Annotated in this window: 20 protein-coding genes; 14 read left to right on the forward strand and 6 right to left on the reverse strand. The window is 65.9% G+C overall.

The annotated features are described in order from the left end of the window. The 12 genes from AX737_RS35000 to AX737_RS36530 form a co-directional block, all read left to right on the forward strand. Window positions 1–319, forward strand: a 319-nt coding sequence (locus AX737_RS35000) for a hypothetical protein (RefSeq protein ID WP_197430757.1), incomplete at its 5' end; no start/stop codon positions are given. Continuing rightward, window positions 316–2961, forward strand: coding sequence for a bifunctional DNA primase/polymerase (locus AX737_RS36525; RefSeq protein ID WP_066927311.1), 2646 nt, complete (start codon window positions 316–318; stop codon window positions 2959–2961). The genes AX737_RS35000 and AX737_RS36525, both read left to right, overlap by 4 nt. 377 nt (window positions 2962–3338) lie before the next feature. Then, window positions 3339–3536 carry a ribbon-helix-helix protein, CopG family gene (locus tag AX737_RS28735; protein ID WP_066927313.1) on the forward strand — a complete coding sequence of 66 codons (198 nt, stop codon included), beginning with the start codon at window positions 3339–3341 and terminating at the stop codon, window positions 3534–3536. 113 nt (window positions 3537–3649) lie between these two features. Beyond that, window positions 3650–4201, forward strand: coding sequence for a hypothetical protein (locus AX737_RS28740; protein WP_066927315.1), 552 nt, complete (start codon window positions 3650–3652; stop codon window positions 4199–4201). Further along, window positions 4198–4428, forward strand: a complete 231-nt coding sequence (locus tag AX737_RS33830; protein ID WP_156454026.1) for a hypothetical protein — start codon at window positions 4198–4200, stop codon at window positions 4426–4428. The genes AX737_RS28740 and AX737_RS33830 overlap by 4 nt, the downstream gene beginning before the upstream one ends. Next, on the forward strand, window positions 4425–5381 hold the full coding sequence (locus tag AX737_RS28745; protein ID WP_066927317.1) for a hypothetical protein: 957 nt from the start codon (window positions 4425–4427) through the stop codon (window positions 5379–5381). The genes AX737_RS33830 and AX737_RS28745 overlap by 4 nt, the downstream gene beginning before the upstream one ends. Then, window positions 5378–5647, forward strand: a complete 270-nt coding sequence (locus tag AX737_RS28750; RefSeq protein WP_066927319.1) for a hypothetical protein — start codon at window positions 5378–5380, stop codon at window positions 5645–5647. Before AX737_RS28745 ends, AX737_RS28750 begins: the two co-directional genes overlap by 4 nt. Before the next feature lie 85 nt (window positions 5648–5732). Further along, window positions 5733–6206, forward strand: a complete 474-nt coding sequence (locus tag AX737_RS28755) for a hypothetical protein (protein WP_066927321.1) — start codon at window positions 5733–5735, stop codon at window positions 6204–6206. A 60-nt stretch (window positions 6207–6266) separates the two neighbouring features. Continuing rightward, entirely contained in the window at window positions 6267–8822 is a 2556-nt protein-coding gene (locus AX737_RS28760) for a phage tail tape measure protein (protein WP_066927323.1), read from the forward strand. Then, window positions 8822–9184, forward strand: coding sequence for a hypothetical protein (locus tag AX737_RS28765; RefSeq protein WP_066927325.1), 363 nt, complete (start codon window positions 8822–8824; stop codon window positions 9182–9184). Before AX737_RS28760 ends, AX737_RS28765 begins: the two co-directional genes overlap by 1 nt. Window positions 9185–9495: 311 nt before the next feature. Next, a complete protein-coding gene (locus AX737_RS33835; protein WP_156454027.1) occupies window positions 9496–9747 on the forward strand; it encodes a hypothetical protein in 252 nt (83 codons plus the stop codon). Window positions 9748–9954: 207 nt separating this feature from the next. After that, complete coding sequence (locus AX737_RS36530) at window positions 9955–10233, forward strand: hypothetical protein (RefSeq protein WP_082773357.1); 279 nt, start codon at window positions 9955–9957, stop codon at window positions 10231–10233. Window positions 10234–10677: 444 nt separating this feature from the next. Here the strand turns inward: AX737_RS36530 and AX737_RS28770 are convergent, their stop codons facing one another. The 6 genes from AX737_RS28770 to AX737_RS28795 all read right to left on the reverse strand — a co-directional run bounded on the left by AX737_RS28770 (window position 10678) and on the right by AX737_RS28795 (window position 16292). After that, the gene (locus AX737_RS28770) at window positions 10678–10887 is read right to left on the reverse strand and encodes a hypothetical protein (RefSeq protein WP_066927327.1); all 210 of its coding nucleotides are present in this window, start codon (window positions 10885–10887) and stop codon (window positions 10678–10680) included. Window positions 10888–11003: 116 nt separating this feature from the next. Continuing rightward, window positions 11004–13283: an Ig-like domain-containing protein gene (locus AX737_RS28775; protein ID WP_082773358.1), complete on the reverse strand. Its 2280-nt coding sequence runs from the start codon at window positions 13281–13283 to the stop codon at window positions 11004–11006. A gap of 248 nt (window positions 13284–13531) precedes the next feature. Beyond that, window positions 13532–13741 (reverse strand): hypothetical protein, encoded by a 210-nt coding sequence (locus tag AX737_RS28780; RefSeq protein WP_066927331.1) that lies wholly within the window; start codon window positions 13739–13741, stop codon window positions 13532–13534. Window positions 13742–13757: 16 nt separating this feature from the next. Further along, complete coding sequence (locus AX737_RS28785; RefSeq protein WP_245293520.1) at window positions 13758–14144, reverse strand: hypothetical protein; 387 nt, start codon at window positions 14142–14144, stop codon at window positions 13758–13760. Between the two features lie 1527 nt (window positions 14145–15671). Then, window positions 15672–15986, reverse strand: coding sequence for an SH3 domain-containing protein (locus AX737_RS28790; protein ID WP_066927333.1), 315 nt, complete (start codon window positions 15984–15986; stop codon window positions 15672–15674). A gap of 57 nt (window positions 15987–16043) precedes the next feature. After that, window positions 16044–16292 (reverse strand): hypothetical protein, encoded by a 249-nt coding sequence (locus AX737_RS28795; RefSeq protein ID WP_197430758.1) that lies wholly within the window; start codon window positions 16290–16292, stop codon window positions 16044–16046. Window positions 16293–16856: 564 nt separating this feature from the next. On the opposite strand from AX737_RS28795, the gene AX737_RS33840 reads away from it, so the two are divergent. Together AX737_RS33840 and AX737_RS32695 are read left to right on the forward strand one after the other, a co-directional pair. Beyond that, on the forward strand, window positions 16857–17375 hold the full coding sequence (locus AX737_RS33840; RefSeq protein WP_156454028.1) for a hypothetical protein: 519 nt from the start codon (window positions 16857–16859) through the stop codon (window positions 17373–17375). Beyond that, window positions 17372–17659, forward strand: coding sequence for a hypothetical protein (locus AX737_RS32695; protein WP_082773359.1), 288 nt, complete (start codon window positions 17372–17374; stop codon window positions 17657–17659). Before AX737_RS33840 ends, AX737_RS32695 begins: the two co-directional genes overlap by 4 nt. Window positions 17660–17859 lie beyond the last annotated feature (200 nt).

The raw sequence follows: 17859 nt of genomic DNA on the forward strand, positions 1-17859 counted from the left end.
CCGCCGCTTCTTCCTCCGGCGACCCGACCGTAAGCACCGGATCCGGATCGCGTCCCGCGCCGAGGTCGAGACCCTCTCGATGCAGCTGGGCAGCGAGCCCTCGGACGATTCCTGCTGGTACGCGGCCGTGCGTCAGGTCGAGCCGGGGTGGCGGCTGCGCGGATTCTGGCTGGGCCTGAAAGGCTTCGACACCGACGAGCCCGAGGACATCTGCCGGGCCGCCTACGAGAACACGGTCCGGCCCGGCACGCTCGCCCATGAGATCGGCCGGGCTTTCGAAGCGAAGGTTGCGGAGCTCCGCACGGGAGGTGCCGCATGAGCAGCGGCGCCGCACAGCAGTTCCCGCCGACCGGCATGGTCGAGCACGCCCTGGAATGGGCCGGCCGCGGCTTCCGGGTCTTCCCCTGCGACCCGAGCCCGGCCGGGGAGGGGAGCAAGCGCCCCCTCGTCGCCCGCGACAAGGATGCCGCCGGCAAGCCGATCCCGAAGACCGGTGGCTTCTACAAGGCCACCACCGACGAGGCCACGATCCGGCGCTGGTGGATGCGCTGGCCCGGCGCGCTGATCGGTGTGCGCATGGGCCGCGAGGCCGGCGTGTTCGCGGTCGATCCTGATGTGGTGAAGAAGCCTGGCGATGCCGATGGGCTCGCGGCCTGGACGGCACTCGTCGCCCAGCACGGTGGCGAGCCACACACCCACACGCATCGCACGCCGAGCGGCGGCCGGCACGTCCTGTTGCGGTATCCCGAGGGTCGGGACGTTACCAACGGCGAGGGCAATCTGCCGGCCGGCATCAACGTGCGCGGCGAGGGCGGCTACGTCATCGTCCCGCCCTCCGCGATGCAGGACGGGCGCACCTACCAGCATGAGGAGCCGGAGCACGCCTTCAGCTTCGCGGACGCGCCGGGTTGGCTGCTCGACTTGATCCTCGGCGAGAAGCCGACGATCACCGAGCGCGCTCGCGCCGCTCGGGAGGATTTGGGCCGGCGCACCGGCAAGGCGGGTCGGACCAAGGGCAGCGAGCGTCCTGCCTCCTCAGCGCACGAACGATACGTCCGTTCCGCCGTGGAGGCCGAGTGCGACGTCGTCGCCAAGGCGGCGCCCGGCGGCCGCAACAACACGCTGAACCGCGCCGCCTTCAACCTCGGCACGCTCATCGGGGCGGGTGTGCTCGATGCCCGCGAGGCGATGCTGCGCCTGCTACTGGCGGCCCACGCCTGCGGGCTGGTCGCGGACAAGGGCGAGGATCGGGCGACCGCCACCATTGAGAGCGGTTTGACCGCCGGGGCCGAGCACCCGCGCGAGATGCCCGAGCGGAAGGGCCGGGCTGGGGCGGCCAAGCGCAGCCGAAAGGAGCGGGAGAGCGCGCCCGAATCGGATGACGTCGAGGATGCCCGCCCGATCGTGTTCATCACGGCCGGCAGGATCCCGGAGGCCGCAGACCGTACCGAGGAGATCCTGCTCTCGGCCGGCGTCGAGGTGTTCTCCCGAGCTGGTACACTCGCCCGGCCGGTGACCGACAGCGTGCCGGCCTCGAAGGGCCGCACGACGACGATCGCCCGGCTGCGGCCGCTCTGCGGGACCAGCCTCGCCGACCTCGCGGCCCGGGTGATGCGGTTCAGGCGCTTCGACAAGCGCTCGAACGAATGGGTCGACATGAACCCGCCGGCCGAGCTGATGCAGACGCTGCTGGTGCGCGAGGGGCAATGGCGCATCCCGCCGGTGGCCGGCGTGATCACCACGCCGACGCTGCGTCCCGACGGCAGCCTACTGGCCGAGCCGGGCTACGATCCGGAGACGCGGCTGTTCCTGGCCCTGGACCCGACCTTCCGGCTTCCGCCGGTGCCCGAGACCCCGACACGGGCAGAAGCCATGGCAGCGCTGCAGCTCCTCGAGGAGCTGCTCGCCGGCTTCCCCTTCGTGGAACCGGTCGACCGGGCCGTCGCCCTCTCCGGTATCCTCACGGCGGTGGTGCGTGGGACGATGCCTGTCGCGCCGCTCCACGCGATCCGGGCGCACAGCCCCGGCACCGGTAAGAGCCTCCTGGTCGACATCGCTTCAGCGATCGCCACGGGGCGGCACTGCCCGGTCATCGCGGCCGGCAAGACCGAGGAGGAAACCGAGAAGCGGCTCGGGGCCCTGCTGCGGGACGCGGTCGCGGTGGTGTCGATCGACAATGTGAACGGCGAGCTGGGCGGGGACATGCTCTGCCAGATGACCGAGCGACCGCTGGTCCGAGTGCGCGTGCTGGGCCGCAGCGAGGCGCCCGAGTTGGAGATCCGCTCGACCACCTTCGCCACCGGCAACAACCTGATCCTAGTCGGCGACATGACCCGGCGCACCGTGCTTTGCACCCTGGACGCCAAGGTAGAGCGGCCCGAGCTGCGGACCTTCGACTTCGACCCGGTCGAGCGCGTGCTGGCCGACCGCGGCGCCTTCGTCGCGGCGGCCATGACGGTGATTCGGGCGTACCGGGCTGCGGGCTCGCCGCAGGTCTGCGGGCCGATCGGCAGCTACGCGGACTGGTCCCAGGCGGTGCGGGCGCCGCTGATCTGGCTCGGGCACGCCGACCCGGTCGCCAGCATGGAGACGGCTCGCGAGGAGGATCCGGAGCTCTCCGCGATCCGGGAGCTGTTCGGGCACTGGCGCGAGCACCTCGGGTCGAGCCCGTACACCACCAATGCCATCATCCAGGCCGCGTGCGAGCGGGACAGCTTCGGCGGCTATGGGCCGAGCGATTTCAAGACGGCCGAGTTCCGGGACCTGCTGCTGCGCCAAGCCGGCGATGGTGGCGCCGTGAACAGCCGCAAGCTCGGCAAATGGCTCTCGCGAATCAGCGGGCGGGTGGTCGAGGGCATGCGGATCGAGATGAAGGGCAGCGCCAATCACGGCAGCCGCTTCACCCTCGTTTCGACCGCCTACAGCGCGCAGAAGGAACGGGCCTATGCGACCGCCTTCTGACCACTCTGGCTGCGCCTCGCCGGCTCGGATGGGGGTTTCGGGGGGTTTTGGGGGTTTGTTTCAGCCCTCCACCCGTAACTGGCAGGAATGAGGTTCTGACAGTTTCCGCGCGTCGCTTGAAACAAACCCCCAAAACCCCCGCAAACCCCCATCGGTGCGCGAGTGCCGAGGTGGAGCGCCGCTGACAGCGATCGGGGGCATTAATTCGCAGCATGACTGCGCATCGACATAAACGCTACGTGCATAGCAGATGCAAACAGAGCATCACACAGCATAACGGCGGCTGTTCAGCCTCTTCTTTGAGGTCGATCTTCTATCGTTGCCAAGCACATCGATGCCGCGCATCGTCGTCTCCACGCAGTAGATGAGACGTGGCGATGTCCGGACTTCTTCGACGCGACGCAGTGCTCAGGCTGAAGGTCGAGACCGACCTCGCCCGCGCAGTCGATACCGCCGCTCGCCGTCGCGGGCAGACCGTTTCCGAATTCGTTCGGCAGAGCGTTAGGGCCCAGCTGCAGGCAGACGGGGTCAGCCTGCCGCCTCTCGACGTCGCCGTCCAGCGCGAGGCCGCCTGACCCGCCCTCCGCCCTGGCATGCCGCGGGTCCTCCCGGGGCGGGGCACCCCCTTGCGGGCAGAGATGCTCCCGATTTTTGGCTCTCTGCAGCCTCGAATTTCTAGGTACGAATCATGCCGGAGGGACTGTCGAACACCGCTTTTGCCAAGCTGATCGGCGTCACTGAGGGCGCCGTTCGCAAGGCCGACAAGCAAGGCCGCATCAAACGCTTGGCTGACGGCTCGATCGATGAGGCGCTCTCGCTGAAGCTCTGGCGCGAGCAGTCGGACCCGGCTCGTACCGTGGCCCGTACTGCGCCTCGGACCGGTACGAGTACGGGGGGAGCGGAGGTTCGCTCGCAGATCGGTACCTTCCCGGCGCCTGACGCTTATCGCGCCCGCTCCGATCTGCCCGACGCCTTCGTGCAGGGCGCCTTGTTCGGGGCCCACCTGGTTGCGTTCGGCATCCCGACCGTGGTGGGCTGCGCTGCCATCGAGGCCGGCCTGAGCCGCGAGGTTGGACTCGCCCTGCACGACGCCGCCCGGATCGATGCCGCCTTCCTCGTCGGTGGCGTCTGCGAAGACCTCGGCCTGATCGCGCCCGACGCCGAGCTTCCGGCCGTCTACCAGCCGGCCGCCTTCCAGGGCTTCGACCCGCGCCCCCTTACGCCGGGAGCATTCGCATGACCCGCACCCATCCTTCAAATCGCGACGACGCGGGTCGGGATCTCCCCGCGACCGCCGCGCGCCCGGGCTCTGCCCTGGCCTGGGCCGCCAGCCAGCAATGGCCGGCGGCCCGCAACATTGCCCTGCAGGCGCGTGCCGTTGCGGCGCCCGCCCGCGCCCTCACCGAGCAGGTCCGGCGTCAGGTCGCCCGGTCCGGCCTCGCAACACGGAAGGATCTCGGTCGATGAAGTCGCCACTGCCCAAGCTCGCCAAGGATCTCGCCGCCCTCGTCGGCATCGCCCGGAAGGAGACTGACCCGGAGAAGATCGAGGCGGCGCTGGCCGACGCCCGCGGCCAGGTCGAGACGGCGATCGCCGAGCGCGAGGCGGCCGAGGCCGCTTACCGCGACGGTCTGCTCGATGCCTCGCCTGCGGAATCGGAGCGCCAGCTGTCGGAGGCTTCCGCGGCGAAGGTGAAGGTGGACCGCGCCGAGGCCCTGGTCGCCGCGCTCGCCCAGCGCCTCACCATGGCCCGGGACGAGCAGGACCGCGCCCGCCGGAAGGCCATCCATGACGAGGCCCGGCAGAAGTGCGACGCGATCCGCCTTCGCCTGCCGGAGGAGTACCGTCACCACGCCACGGCGCTACGCACACTGCTCCGGGATCTGGCCGAGGCCGAGGTCGCCCGCGAGCGCGCCAAGGATCACTTCGAGGAGTTCGGGCAGATCCCTAGCCCCGAAGATGGTCCGCGGGGTCTGTATGGCCTTCCTGAGGAGATCATCGACGAGAGCGACGTCGAGCTCTGGACGATCATCGGCCGCTCGCAGCCTCTGCCGGCCGATCAGCAGGGGAAGGTGCGGCAAGATCGCGACGGCGGGCGAGCCTACCACTACAGTGGGGGCGGCTCGTTCGAGTGCTCTCGCCTCCGCTACAAGCGGACCCGGTACCGCGAGAGCGTCGCGTCGCCGTGGAATACCCGTTCGATCCTGAACCAAGTCAATCTGCCGGCCTTCCACGCCTTCGGCGACGACTTCGTCACGGCCGAGCGCATCCGCGGGCCGATGACGACGCTGGAGCATCTCGCCCGGGAGCGGGTCGACCAGCACAAGCACGAACGGCCAGTGCTCGAGCGTCTGGAGCGGATAATCGAGGAGCGCGAGGACGGCGCCCGATCCGCGGTGCAGCTGCGGAGCGTCGCATGATCTTTGAGGATGATCTGACGGAATCGGCCGACGAGGTCCTCGCCCGGCAGGCTCGTTCCGAGGCTCGCCGCGACGCGGTGCTCAACGCCCCGGAAGCGGCGGACCGCGGCCTCCTCGCCTTCGCGCTCGCCCTGCGCCTCGACCTCTCGGCCGAGCACGCTGTCCTCTACCTGCGCGAGGCCCCGGCCGGCCTGAATACGGCGTCCAGGGTCGCCGCCTGGGTCGAGGCGATCCCGCTCCAGACCAGCACGGAGACCCGCCAGTGAGTGACCACGACAGCCGAGACCCGGCTCCGCCGCGCATTCCGCCGGTCCGGGCCGTCCTGCCGGATCCGGTCTGGAGGGCCTGAGCATGGCCGCCCGCCGCAAGCGCTCGCCGGTATCCGCGCCAGCCGCGTCGCCACCCACCCTGCCGCCGCCGCGCTTCGTCGCGCCCGTGCCGGACAGCCCAGTCGAGCTGCAGCACCCCATCGAGTACGCCGGTCGGACCTACGCCACGATCATCCGGCGGCGGCCGTCGAGCGGCGTGCTTGGCCGGTGGTTCGAGCAGTTCGATGCGGATGCCGCGCCCCAGCCCGGCGAACCACACCTCAACGTCCCGATCTTTATCGACGAGGCCGGTGAGCTGATCCCCGACGCCGTGCTCGGCTTCCTCGACGACGACGACAAGCAGCGGGTCTACGAGGGCACGGACCCTTTTTTGCCGGCGCGGCTGATGGTTGCCCTGGAAGCGCTGACGCAGGAATTACCCCCTTCCACTGGCGGACCTGCCGAGCTGACATCCTCCGTTTCATCGGCGGCAGCCGCGCCGAACTCGACGCCCTGACCTGGGCGGAGCTGACCCGCGAGTGGTTCGAGGCCAAGCGCATCGCAGAGGGCCGCTGACATGGCGACACGCACCGCACAGCTGATCGCGAAGCTGGTCGATCAGGTCTCCGGCCCCGCCAAGGGCATGGCGGGTGCGCTGAAGGGCACGGCCTCGGCGCTCGATGCTCTGAAGGCCAAGACCGGCAAGATCGACGCCTTCCGGCAGGCCAGCAAGTCGCTCGACGACGCCTCGCAGCGGTTCAAGCTGGCCCAGCAGAACCTCCGGAAGATCCGTGCCGAGATGGACGCGGCCGGCGACGGGGGGAAGAAGCTCGCGTCTGCGCTGCGCAGCGCCGAGCGCGAGGTCGAGGCGGCCCGAAACGCTTTTAAGAGCCAAGGGCAGGAGGTGCGCAACCTGCGCTCCGCCCTGCAGCAGGCCGGCGTGCCCCTCGATCAACTCGCCGCGCACGAGCGCAGCCTGCGGGCGGAGATCGATCGGACGACGGCCGCGCTGCAACGGCAGGAAGCGGCCGCGCGCGCCGCTCTACGGCCCGGCGCCGCCGGTCGTCTCGGCCGGCTCACCGACGCGATCGAGGCCGAGCGCTTGAACCGCCGCCAGCTCCAGCAGCAGAGGGCCGAGGGCGGTGGTGGCGCGGCCAGCGCCTTCGCGGGCGCGGGCATCGCCCGGTTCGGCGTCGCTGCGGCCGGCATCGGTGGGGGCGCCTACGTGTTGGGCGAGCAGGTCCGCCGCTCAGTCCAGAGCTTCTCCAAGCTGGAGACCGCCTACAAGGATCTGGCCATCACCTCGGATCAGAGCGACACCACGGTGAGCGCCAGCGTGGAGGGATTTCGCCGGCAGGCCGCGCAGTACGGCTCCAGCACGAAGGAGATGGTCGAGACGGCCAAGACCTTCGTGGCCGCGGGCCTCGATTACAAGGTCGCGGTGGCGGCCGTGCTGCCCACCATCAAGACGGCCAAGGCCTCATTCGGCGAGCTGCCCGATACGGCGCGGGCCGGTGTCGCTGCGATCAACAACCTTGAGATCGCCGTCACCGATCTCCCGGAAGCCTTCGACCGCATGGCCAAGGCCGGCAAGGAGGGCAACGTCGAGCTCGCCAACCTTGCCCGCATCTTGCCCTCGGTGGCCGCCTCCGGATCCAAGCTCGGGCTGAAGGGGCTGTCCGGCCTCACCGACATCACCTCGGCGTTGGAGATCCTCGGCAAGGTCACGTCCTCGCCCGACGAGGCGGCCAACCGCCTGGAGAACCTGTTCGAGAAGGTCACGGCCGACGAGACCGTGAAGGCCTTCAAGAAGGTGTCGAAGGCCGCCGGCCAGACGATCGACCTGGAAAAGGAGATCGCGAAAGGCGCCAAGAACGGCGAGAGCGCGCTCGCGGTGACGCTGCGGCTGGCCAAGCAGCTGACCAAGGGCAACCCGTTCCGGATCAACGAGCTGTTCGGCGACATGCAGGCCCGCGCCGCGGTCGAGGCCCTGCTGAAGTTCGAGGACGAGTACAACGCCATTCGCGGGCGCATCAACCGGGACAGCAAGGGCCTCGTCGACAAAGACTTCGAGCGGGCCACGGGGCGGCTAGCGGCCGATTTCGAGAAGCTCGGCGCGGCCTGGGACCGGCTCTCGGGCCGGATCGGCGAGGGGCTTGCGCCCGGCCTCAGCCAGATCACGCAGCAGCTCACCCGCTTCCTTGAGAAGCTCGATCAGGGCGACTCGACGCTGCAGCGGATGATGAAGCGGCTCACGCCGGACGGCCCCAACGACAAACCGGGGGACGGCAGCGACCCGCTCGGCCGCCTCTCGACCGCGATCCTGAAGCAGATCGACCCGAAGTTCGGCAAGAGCCTGGACGAGCAGTCCGAGATGGACCGCACCGCCGAGAGGGTGCGGAAGGAGGCCGAGGAGCGCCGCATGCTCGCCCGGCCCGGGGAACTGGAGGAGCAGATCCGCCGCCGGCAGGCGGTGCTCGAGCGTTCGCGCGAAGTGGCAGGCGGCCGCCCCGGCATTCAGGCGAACATGGCCCGCGAGCAGGTCGGCAAGAGCGAAGCCGAGATCGCACGGCTGCAGGGCGAGCTTGCGAAGGCGTGGGAGGCGATCGGCGAGGTGCGGGCGCGGCAGAAGCGCGACCGCGGCGCCTTCGGCCTGGACGGGCCCGCAGGCGAGCAGACCGGCATCACGCCAGGAAGTTTCGGGTTCGGCCTGCACGGCACGCAGAACCTCGCCTCGCGTGGGGTACCGCTGCCGCCCGCCCGGCCTCCTGAGATGACGCCACAGGTCGAGGCGCTCGGCCAAAAGCTCGACGAGGCCAAGGGCAAGGCCGCTGAGCTAGGCGGCATGACTGTCGCCCCGAAGGTGGAGGCTGCGGGCCTCGACAGCTTCACGTCCGGGATCCACACCGCCAAGGGCACCTTCACCGAACTGGGCGAGATGACGGCCAACCCGACCATCGGCATGGGGTCGGTGAACGCCTTCAACGCGGGGCTCCGCGAGGGACTATCCCTCCTCGCCAAGTTGAAGGCGGAGGCCGCCTCGATGCCCTCGCCGAACGTCGGCGGCGGGGCCCGTACCGGCAAGGTCTCATCCGCCCGATCCGGGGCCTTCAGCGATACGGGGATGGGCTGATGGAGCCCGGCACCCCCGAGTATGCCGCCGAGCTAGGGGCGGTCTGCGCTAAGCTTACCGAGGCGGCCACCACCTTCGCGGCCTGCGCGCAGATGCAGAGCCGGCAGATCATCGCCCTGATGAGTTGCGTCGCGGCCCTCTCCCGCGAGATGGAGGAGCGATGCGGCGTAGACCGCGCTGAGCTTGCTCGGGGCATCCTCGCGACGCTGACCGCCGATCTGGGCGAGGATGCTGAGCGCGACCTCGTGCTTCGCAGTCTGCTCGGGCAAGCCGCCGGGGCGCCAGCGGAGAAGACCGTACCCGGTCCGGCTCTACGGCTGATTCCGGGCGGGAGGGTCGGACCGGGCAAACGCTCGACTTGAGATCCTGCCGCGGGAGCGGGCGCCGTGACCTGCCCGGCGCCCGATCAGGATCTCATCGCCGTGATCGCCCTGGTCTGCCTGCTGGCTGGGCTGATCATCGGCAGGGCGGTCGCCGCGCGCGGGCCGCCGGGATGATGCGTTCTGGCATACCGTGTGCATAGCAGGGTGACACCTTCTGGCGTTTCCTCCCAGAGCACTTAGCCCGCCCGGCCCCGCCGCGGCGGGCTTTTTCATGCCACGGATCAGTCTGCTCGAACCCGTCGATCCGCATCGCGTTGATGCGCGACCGTCACCGACCAAACGGGCCCAAGATGCCGCTCTACACAATTGATACCGATGACGCTGGCAGCTTCGTGCCGGGCGACCCGGAAGCCGGTTTTGACTGCCCTAGGAAAGCCAGGACGGAAGCGCATCGGGTGCTGGGATCGATGACAAACAGCGCTCTGCCGGACGGTGAGCATCGCGTGCTGCGGGCCACCGTGCGCGACGAGCGTGGGCAAGAGATCTACGCGGCGACCGTGACGTTCGCGGGGGAATGGAAAGTACCGCTGGCTGCGGGATGAGCAGCGCTCCGCCTTGATCTTGCCGCCCGTTGGCACGAACCTGCCGTCGACCGCTGGTGCGGTCGTTTCCTCCCAGACTTGGCCCGCCCGGTTCGCCGCGGCGGGCTTTTTCAGCTGCGACACCGGCGATCGTACCGAGATCCGCTCGCACGCCCACATAACCATAGGTGCCGGCGGCAACCGGACGCTTCCCTTGCGGAGCCCGCTATGAAGTGGATCCTACCTGTCTGCGCCCTAGCGCTGAGCTTCTCCGGTTCGGCGTTTGCTCGAAGCCTCCTGCATCGGCCAGCTCCAGAGCTGCCTAGTGGCATTGCCCAAGTGCAGCCGAACGACACCGGGGCTCCGGGCAGCCTGATCATCTCCCGCGGCAGCACGGGCGCGGACACCATCTTCCTGAACTCCGCCGCGGGCGGCAACGCCGGTCAGCCTGAACGCGCGATCCCGCTGGGCAGTGGCGGTGGGGGCGATAGCGGCGGCAGCCCATAGACGTCCACGCATTCGCCGTCTTAGCCCACCCGGGCGACTGGAGCGGGCCTTTCGATACCGATCAGATGTTCGTCAGCGCCTGCGTCGCCGCACGTCCGGCTGATCGCGGGCTTTGTCTTACTGCGTCTCCGCATCGGCCGCGAGCCGCCCGATCAAGCACCGCTCGCGGTAGGTCGGTGCGTCGTAGTCCCAGCGCCACGCGGCTAGGGCCTCTTCCAGCATGCGGCCACGCAGGTACCCGGCGGCGAGACGCCGGCGCTCATTGTCTGGCGCGGTCACGGCATGCACAACGCCACAGCCGCGACGGTCGTCAGCATGAGTGTCGAGCCGATCGCGATGGCGAGGCTCAGACGCGTGCGGCGGGCGAACATCCGGACCTTGTAGGGCTGTCAGGCTCAGTGCGCGGCGCGCACGATGCCGCGGGGGATGCGTTCGGGCGCGGTGTCAACTGGCGGCGCGGACCAGCCTGCGCCGAGCTTCGGCCATGCGCTCCTCGGCGGTGACATCGCCCGCAGCGCTCGCTTCCTTGCGCACGACCGCGTAGATCTCAAACACGGTGGCATCGTCCACGCCGAGGCCGGCGGCGAACCAGAGCAGGCTCCGTAGTTCATGATCGGTCTCGTTTAGGGAGTCTTTTACGACAGAAAGCGCCACGCCTCCGTCTTGCGTTGAATGATCAGCCTCCGATTCTGTATCGGGCGCCCTGTGCCAGACTGGAGCACCAATCAATGCTCGCATGTAATCGAATACTCTGGGAATACATCAATGCATCAGCCTCTTACGATGCTGATATTTAGGATTGAACTGCCTTCCGCCCCTAGCGTATCCGATATGCTATAGTTAAACCTTTCGTTCAAAGCTCCGTTTGCAGCAAGTGCTTGCACTTGAGGATTAGTGCTATCAACATTGTACGTGTAATTGCCATTGCTTGCCAGAGTTAAGCTGCCGTACTGACCATTGATCAATATGTCATTGCCGCCGGAAGCGGCAAATGTGGTGGGCGCATCAGCAGAGTTAGCGTTCGACGCGCTGAGTAACGATATTACGTCGCCCGTATCTCGATCTTCGTCGTTGGTGAGGATGTTATTACTTGTTTGCGTACCCGAGCTGAGAGCTATGGTACTCAAGTCAGGTCTTGCGACAGGCAAATCGTTTGAGCCGACTGTAGTAACAGTTAGAGTTGTCGTCGAAATCGATCCGGCCGCGTCTCGGATTGTGTAGCTGAACGTATCGTTCACCGTGCCGCCTTCTGGTAGGCGAGATAGCTCGCCCAGCGTGCTAAAGTTCTGTGCCTGATCGTCGCTCAGTTCTGTGGCTGAGACGTAGGTGTAGTCACCACCTGCCATAAGGGTAAGTCTGCCGTAGACACCATCGACTCCCGCGCCGACATTGGCACTGAGCGCGCCCTGGCCGGTACCTGCGGCTACGCCCTGCACTGTCAGGGTGTCACCAGCATCGACATCGGTATCGTTGGCAAGCACGTTGCCGCTGCCGTCCCGACCGGATTGCTGATAGTTTCTCAGCTTCACCGAGGTCGCACCGGGGCTGTTGCTGGTATCGGCTACAGCAACCGGCGCGTCGTTGACGGCAATGGTCGTGATCGTCAGCGTGGAACTGCTGGTCGCCCCCCCGGCATCGATCACCGTGTAGGTGATCTGGTCCGTGTACGGACCGCTCCTGAAACCACCAGTCCCGTCGTCGGTCGGCTCGATGTCCTTCGGCGTGTAGGTGTAGGTGCCATCCTCGTTGATGGTCGTCATGCCGTAGGTCTGATCGTAGGTCCCGGGGCTGGCGACCCGGAGACCGGCATTGCCCGCCGTAGGCGAGACATTGTCCGGGTCGGTGTCGTTGGCTAGGACGTTGCCAGTCACAGGCAGGTTTGAGTCTTCCTGGTAGGAGTTCACATCCGGGTTGGCCTGCGGCGCGTCGTTCACAGCGGCGATGCTGAGATTGACCGTGGCTGTAGCGCTGCTCGCAGCGCCATCGGTTGCGCGGTACGTGAAGCTGTCCGTCCCGTTGTAGTTCGCTTCCGGCGTGTAACGAAAGCTGCCGTCCGCGTTCAATGTCAGGGTCCCACGCTGAGGGCCGTTGATCAGAACAGCCGTCAGCGGGTCGCCATCAACGTCGCTGTCGTTTGTGAGAACACCGCTAGCAGGAACGACGAGCGGAGTATCCTCGCTTGTCGTGAAGCTGTCCGGATTGGCGATGGGAGTGTCGTTGACGGCCGCGACGTTGACCGTGACGAGAGCTGGGCTGCTGACCCCGCCCTGCCCATCGCTGATCGTGTAGCTGAAGCTGGCCGCCCCGTTGAAGTTGGCACTCGGCGTGAAGGTGATGGTGCCGTTCTGGTTCGGTGCCACCGTGCCGCCGGTCCCCGTGATCAGGGACGCGATCGTGAGCGTCCCGCCGTCAGGATCGACGTCGTTGCCCAGCAGTTGCGCCGCCGTGTAGGTGGCAGCCACATCCTCGCTCGCGGCCAGTGTGTCCGGGTTTGCCACCGGCGCACGGTTCGGCGGCGGGCCGCCTGGATCGCTGGCGGGGATGAGATCCCCCGCGGCAATCCGGCCGTCGGCAAAGCCGAAAAACTCCACCGACGTTGCCCGCGTCGTCCCTGTGACACCGGTCAGGGTGAAGCTGCCGTCGTCGTTGCGCGCCACCGCATAGTCGGACCGGTTGCCTGCAAGGATCACGATGTCGGTGCCGAGATCGCCGTTCAGGACGTTGTTGCCGAGGTCCCCGTACAGCACGTCGTCACCCTGACCACCGAACAGCGTGTCGTCGCCTTGGCCGCCGTAGAGCGTGTCGTCGCCGAGATTGCCGAACAGAAGGTCGCTGCCCTGGTTGCCGAACAGGAGGTCGCTGCCGATGTCGCCGGACAACGTGTCCTGCCCCTGACCGCCGAACACCGTGTCGGCATCCATACCGCCGTAGCCGCGATCGTTGCCCTGGCCACCGAGGATGAGGTCGCTTCCTCGGTAGCCGTACAGGACGTCGTCAGCTGGCGTCCCCATGAGGGTATCGGCAGATTGCGTGCCGGGTACGATGCCCATTATAGCCCCCCGCTTAGACCTGCTTCCGCATGAAGTGGACTAAGACGGCTGATCTAGAGACTGAAATGCACGGTTGGCGCAAGCGATAAATGCGCCCAAATTGATGACAGGACCAAGGGGCCGCTTGATTCAAAAGCATCACATCCGCGACAATAGGGCGCATAATGATGCTCAAATTGGGTTTCAGCGCACTGAAGAGTTCTGGACGGTTGGTTTATCAATGTCCCGGCCCTGGCCATGGTCCGCCGTCAGCCAGGCTTGGCTTCTGGGTCGGCGAGCGCCTTCACGGTCGGCTCGTGCGCCTTGATCGCTTCCGCGAGGTCGAGCCGGTAGCCGTCGCCAATCGGGTAGGGTTCGGTCTTCGGCTTTGCGAGCACCGCGTCGACCGCGGCGTTGATCTCGTCGTCAGTGATCTCGGCGGCCTTGCGCAGCTCGCCCGTGGTCTTCTGATCAGCCATGGCGGAGACTTAGCGCTCAGCCCTTGAACGCCCAGATCGGGACGCCGCGGAGCCGTGGGTGCGGGTTGCCGACTTGCGTCCGGTAGTAGGTCAGTAGCCCGAAGCTGATCCGGTCGGCATCGATGAACTCGACGGGCCGCGGCATCGGCACCAGGGCGCCGCAATAGTCCCCGCGGATCGTGCCGTGCTGCGCGTGGACCGAGAAGAGGTCGAGGTCGGTCCAGCCGAGCTCCACCGCCTGCGCACCGAACCGCTCCAGGAAGTCGAGGATCCCGGCGTGCGTCTTCTGCCACTGCTCGCCGTAGAGGCCGGGGCACGGCGGCTTGAGCGGGCTCAGGCTCTCGATGCCGGAGCGCCACGTGTACAGGTCGGAGGTCGGGACGGGGGCGAGGTGCGCGGACATGCCGGCCTTGTGGGGCGGTTCGGTTGCTGAAGCCTTGCGTGTTCACTCATTCCCAACCCGACAGCTGCAAGTGTGCGCCTGCCGCGGCCGTGTCGTGTCCGGCCTGCGTGGGAGGCACGATGACCGAGCGACACGCGGGCTACGTCCAGGCGCTGGAGCGGATGGTGGCGCACTGCCGCCGGCTGATGTTGGGCCGCGAGACGCCACCAGAAGGCCGCGAGTCTCAGTAGCGCCGCGCGACACTTTTCATATCGGGTGGAGGCATCCCGTCGGTTGGCAAGCAGATATTCCCAGACTGCGCTACATACCCTGCTATACCAGGGTTAATAATTCCATCGACACTTCCATTCCACCCTGCGGACTTTGAAGCTTCATGTTCGTTCAAGTAGTTAGTGTAAAACCAATCCGCGTCTCCTCGGTTCCAAGACCTATATAGTGGAACCCATCCAGGTCTCTGCTCGACCCCGATGAAGCCCATCAATGTAGGTTTTCTCCAGTCTCTTTGAATCATGTACGAGAACTCTGAGTCGCTAGCCGTGTAGAAGTAAGCTGTGCCTTGATATATGCCATTTGGTACGGACGGCAGCTCCAATCTCTGAAATGGCCTGCTTCCTGCAACGTCAACATTCCATATGTATGGAGCGGTATATGGCCACTTTTCGATCTTGTATCCTCGCTGCCTCTTTTCATTCACGTCATCGCAGCTAGTGGTGTAATAATGATATGTGTAAGTCCCTTTGCTTGAGGTGACCTTCACCATTCTGAATAAGAGATATGGTTGATTGGGATCTTGGGGCGCGCGGCGTCCTGGGGGATCCGCGCTATATGCAGAAGATGTAAAAGCGAGGAGAGCCATCAGAGGGATCGACTGACGCACCATTACTTCCTCGTGGTTATGTTCGATAATGCACGATCATCTATTGATCGCACAGGGAGGCATCCTCCGGATAAGCCCCCTGCGCCCAGCTCATCAATGAGCAACCAATATAAGCGCAGCTACGCCCAGCAGCAAAATTATGTATTTGGGACTAACACTTATGAGATCAACTATTTTTTCTGATACCATTGCCCCCTCGCAACCGCTTCGTGAGATTTGAAATAGATCCGGATAAATAGTACGTCTTAAAAGGTATCAGTTATTTGCCAAATGTTGAAAGTAAGTTTGGCTGGAGCGGAGGGAATTTGCTACTGCTATAATCGAAAATTACATAGTAAAGGTGTCAAGGTCGTGCGGTGAGAGTTTTGACTGCCGACAGACAGGCAGATGGCGACGAGCGGCAAAAACTTGTTTTCCAAGGGTATATATTGTTCATCAAAGCATAGCGATAATTTTAAACCTATAAAATGCTATGGCAGGCAATGAAAATCTTAGGCGCCAAGATGAAGGTGACAGCCGTCTTCATTGCGAATAGCCCTTTGCCTTGAGGCGCTCGGCCACAGCTCCCCGGATCGCCTCGGGCCGGGACGGTTTCGGATCTCGCTGGTCGGCAATCCAAGAGTTGAGAAGATTGCCATTGATCTGCTTTGCTACTCTGCCTCGTCGGCATCGAGGCTCCGGCCGCGCCTGACTGGAGGCACCTCCGGATAGACGAAGCGCTTAGATACCCAACCCTCGACCTTCCGGTAGCGTACGAACACCCAGTTCCCATTGCGCTCGCCGCTCGGAACAAGGCCGCGCCCGTCGGGTGGGATGACACCGACGATCCGTGAATCGGTGGTGGGGTTCTCCCGCACGTTCAGGACATCGTTCGGCGCCGTGTCGATCACGCGCAAGGTCTGCTGCGCCTGGGCTATGCTGAGCGGGGCGCAGATGAGCACAGCAGCGATCAGGAGGCGCTTCATTTCAGGTAGCCCTTGGCTCTACGGTCGCAAAAAGCACGGCGCCCTTGGTCCGGATTCTCATGCTGTCTGCTCTGCGGCATGAGGCTGCTCGACCCGCTTGGCCACTTCCATGATAACGTACTCCACCGACACCGGCCACGGCACGCCATTGTCTAGGAGCGCCCGGGCCGCTCGGACCAGCATGACGAACTGCTCAGGTGGAATGGGCTCGCCTGCTGCGTTCAGCTGAAGGATGCGGTCGGCGATCATTGCCGCCAGTCGCGCGACCTCGGCCATTCGATCAGGCTGGCCGCTCGCGTCCGTCATTTCAGGTAGCCTTTGGCTCTGAGGTGCTCGGTGAGGAGCTTCTCGAGGAAGCTCGACATGGAGCGAGTATCGTCCCTGGCGGCCTGCTCCGCAGCAGCCTTCACCTCGGGCGGCAGCCGAAGCGAGACGGGTAGGCTCTTGGGCAGAGGCGATGGAGGGCGGCCCATAACGTCCATTAAATGTAGTTGACTCGCGTCGTGACTACATTTAATCACAAAAACAGGCCGAGCGGAAGCGCCAACCTCCAGCTCGGCCCTGACCACGTACGTCACGGAAGGACGTCTCATGGCTACCCGTCATTCTACAGCACCGGCTCGCGCCGGTGAACGCTCCCGCTCGCCTGCAGCAATCTATTCGCGCCCTCGGCCGGTCATCGAGCCGGACGAGGCTGCGCCTGGCACCGTCGAGGCATGGGAGGCGATCGCACCAATCCGTCCGGACACCGCGCACGTGCGGGCGCCGCGCTTCCTGGATGTGGCCGGCGAGCTGCTCGTCGGCTTCCTCATCGTCGCCGGAGGCGTGCTCGCCTACGGCCACCTGCCGGTCGCGTGAGGGGAGGGGAGCATGTCAGCAGCACGCAAGACCGCCTACTCGCCGCAACATGCGGGTCTGCGCGAGCGGGCGAGTGCCTCACGCGAGTCAATCACGCGAGTGCCTCGCAAAAAGCCGGACTGCTGCCCAGCCGCGGCGCTCGGCAACCTTCTCGATCAAGCTTGGGTCGAGCACGAGAAGTGGGACGAGCAAATCACGCCAGACAATCGGGCGGTCCTAGGGTTCATGTCCGATGTGACCCTCGAACAGATTCGGGCGCGAGAGATCGCGATCAGCTTCGCACGTGCTTCCTCACCCGCAGGAATCCTCACACTACTCGCCGTGGCATCTGACGGCCTCGACTCCGCAGCCAACGGAAGCAACCCCACCATACGGCGGTCAGGTGAGGAGATCGCGCAGCGCTGCCTTTTCTCCATCGCAGCCGCACTGTGCGCAATCACTGGCGAAAAGCGGGATGCAGGGGTCGTGAGGCGCTACCTGCCAACGCGGTGCGACCCGCTCTCGATGCTTGATGCGGAGGGGGCCCGATGACAACCGTTGTCCGCTTCCCCCATGGCCGCCGCATGCCGGCCGCCACCATCCCGCGCGAGGAGTTCGAGCGGCTGGCCGAGCTCGCGCTCGACGTGGTCGACCGGATCGTCCTGCTTCTTGATGAGGCAGACGGCGATCCAGATGCCGAAGAAGGCGGCGATACAGAGCCTTCTTTGGGTGCACCGGAAGGGCATGCATCACAGATTGGTTGGCTGCGAGGCACGAGCCGGGACCTGGAGCTCGATTCGATGGCAGACCGGCGCCCGAAAACCGACCGCCCGTAACGGTCGATTTTCAGGTCGACGGACCGTCTGACTCCTACGCGGCAGGTCAAAGGCGACAGGAGAGCAAGTGTGGGGGATGGTGGCGCTGTTACCCTCAGCGTTACCCTGACCGAACCGAAACTGAACTGTGAAATGAGCTAAGTGCTGGTGCGGACGGCGGGACTCGAACCCGCACGGCCTTGCGGCCGCAAGATTTTAAG

Source organism: Methylobacterium sp. CCH5-D2 (assembly GCF_001556475.1).
Classification (GTDB): Bacteria; Pseudomonadota; Alphaproteobacteria; order Rhizobiales; family Beijerinckiaceae; genus Methylobacterium; species Methylobacterium hispanicum.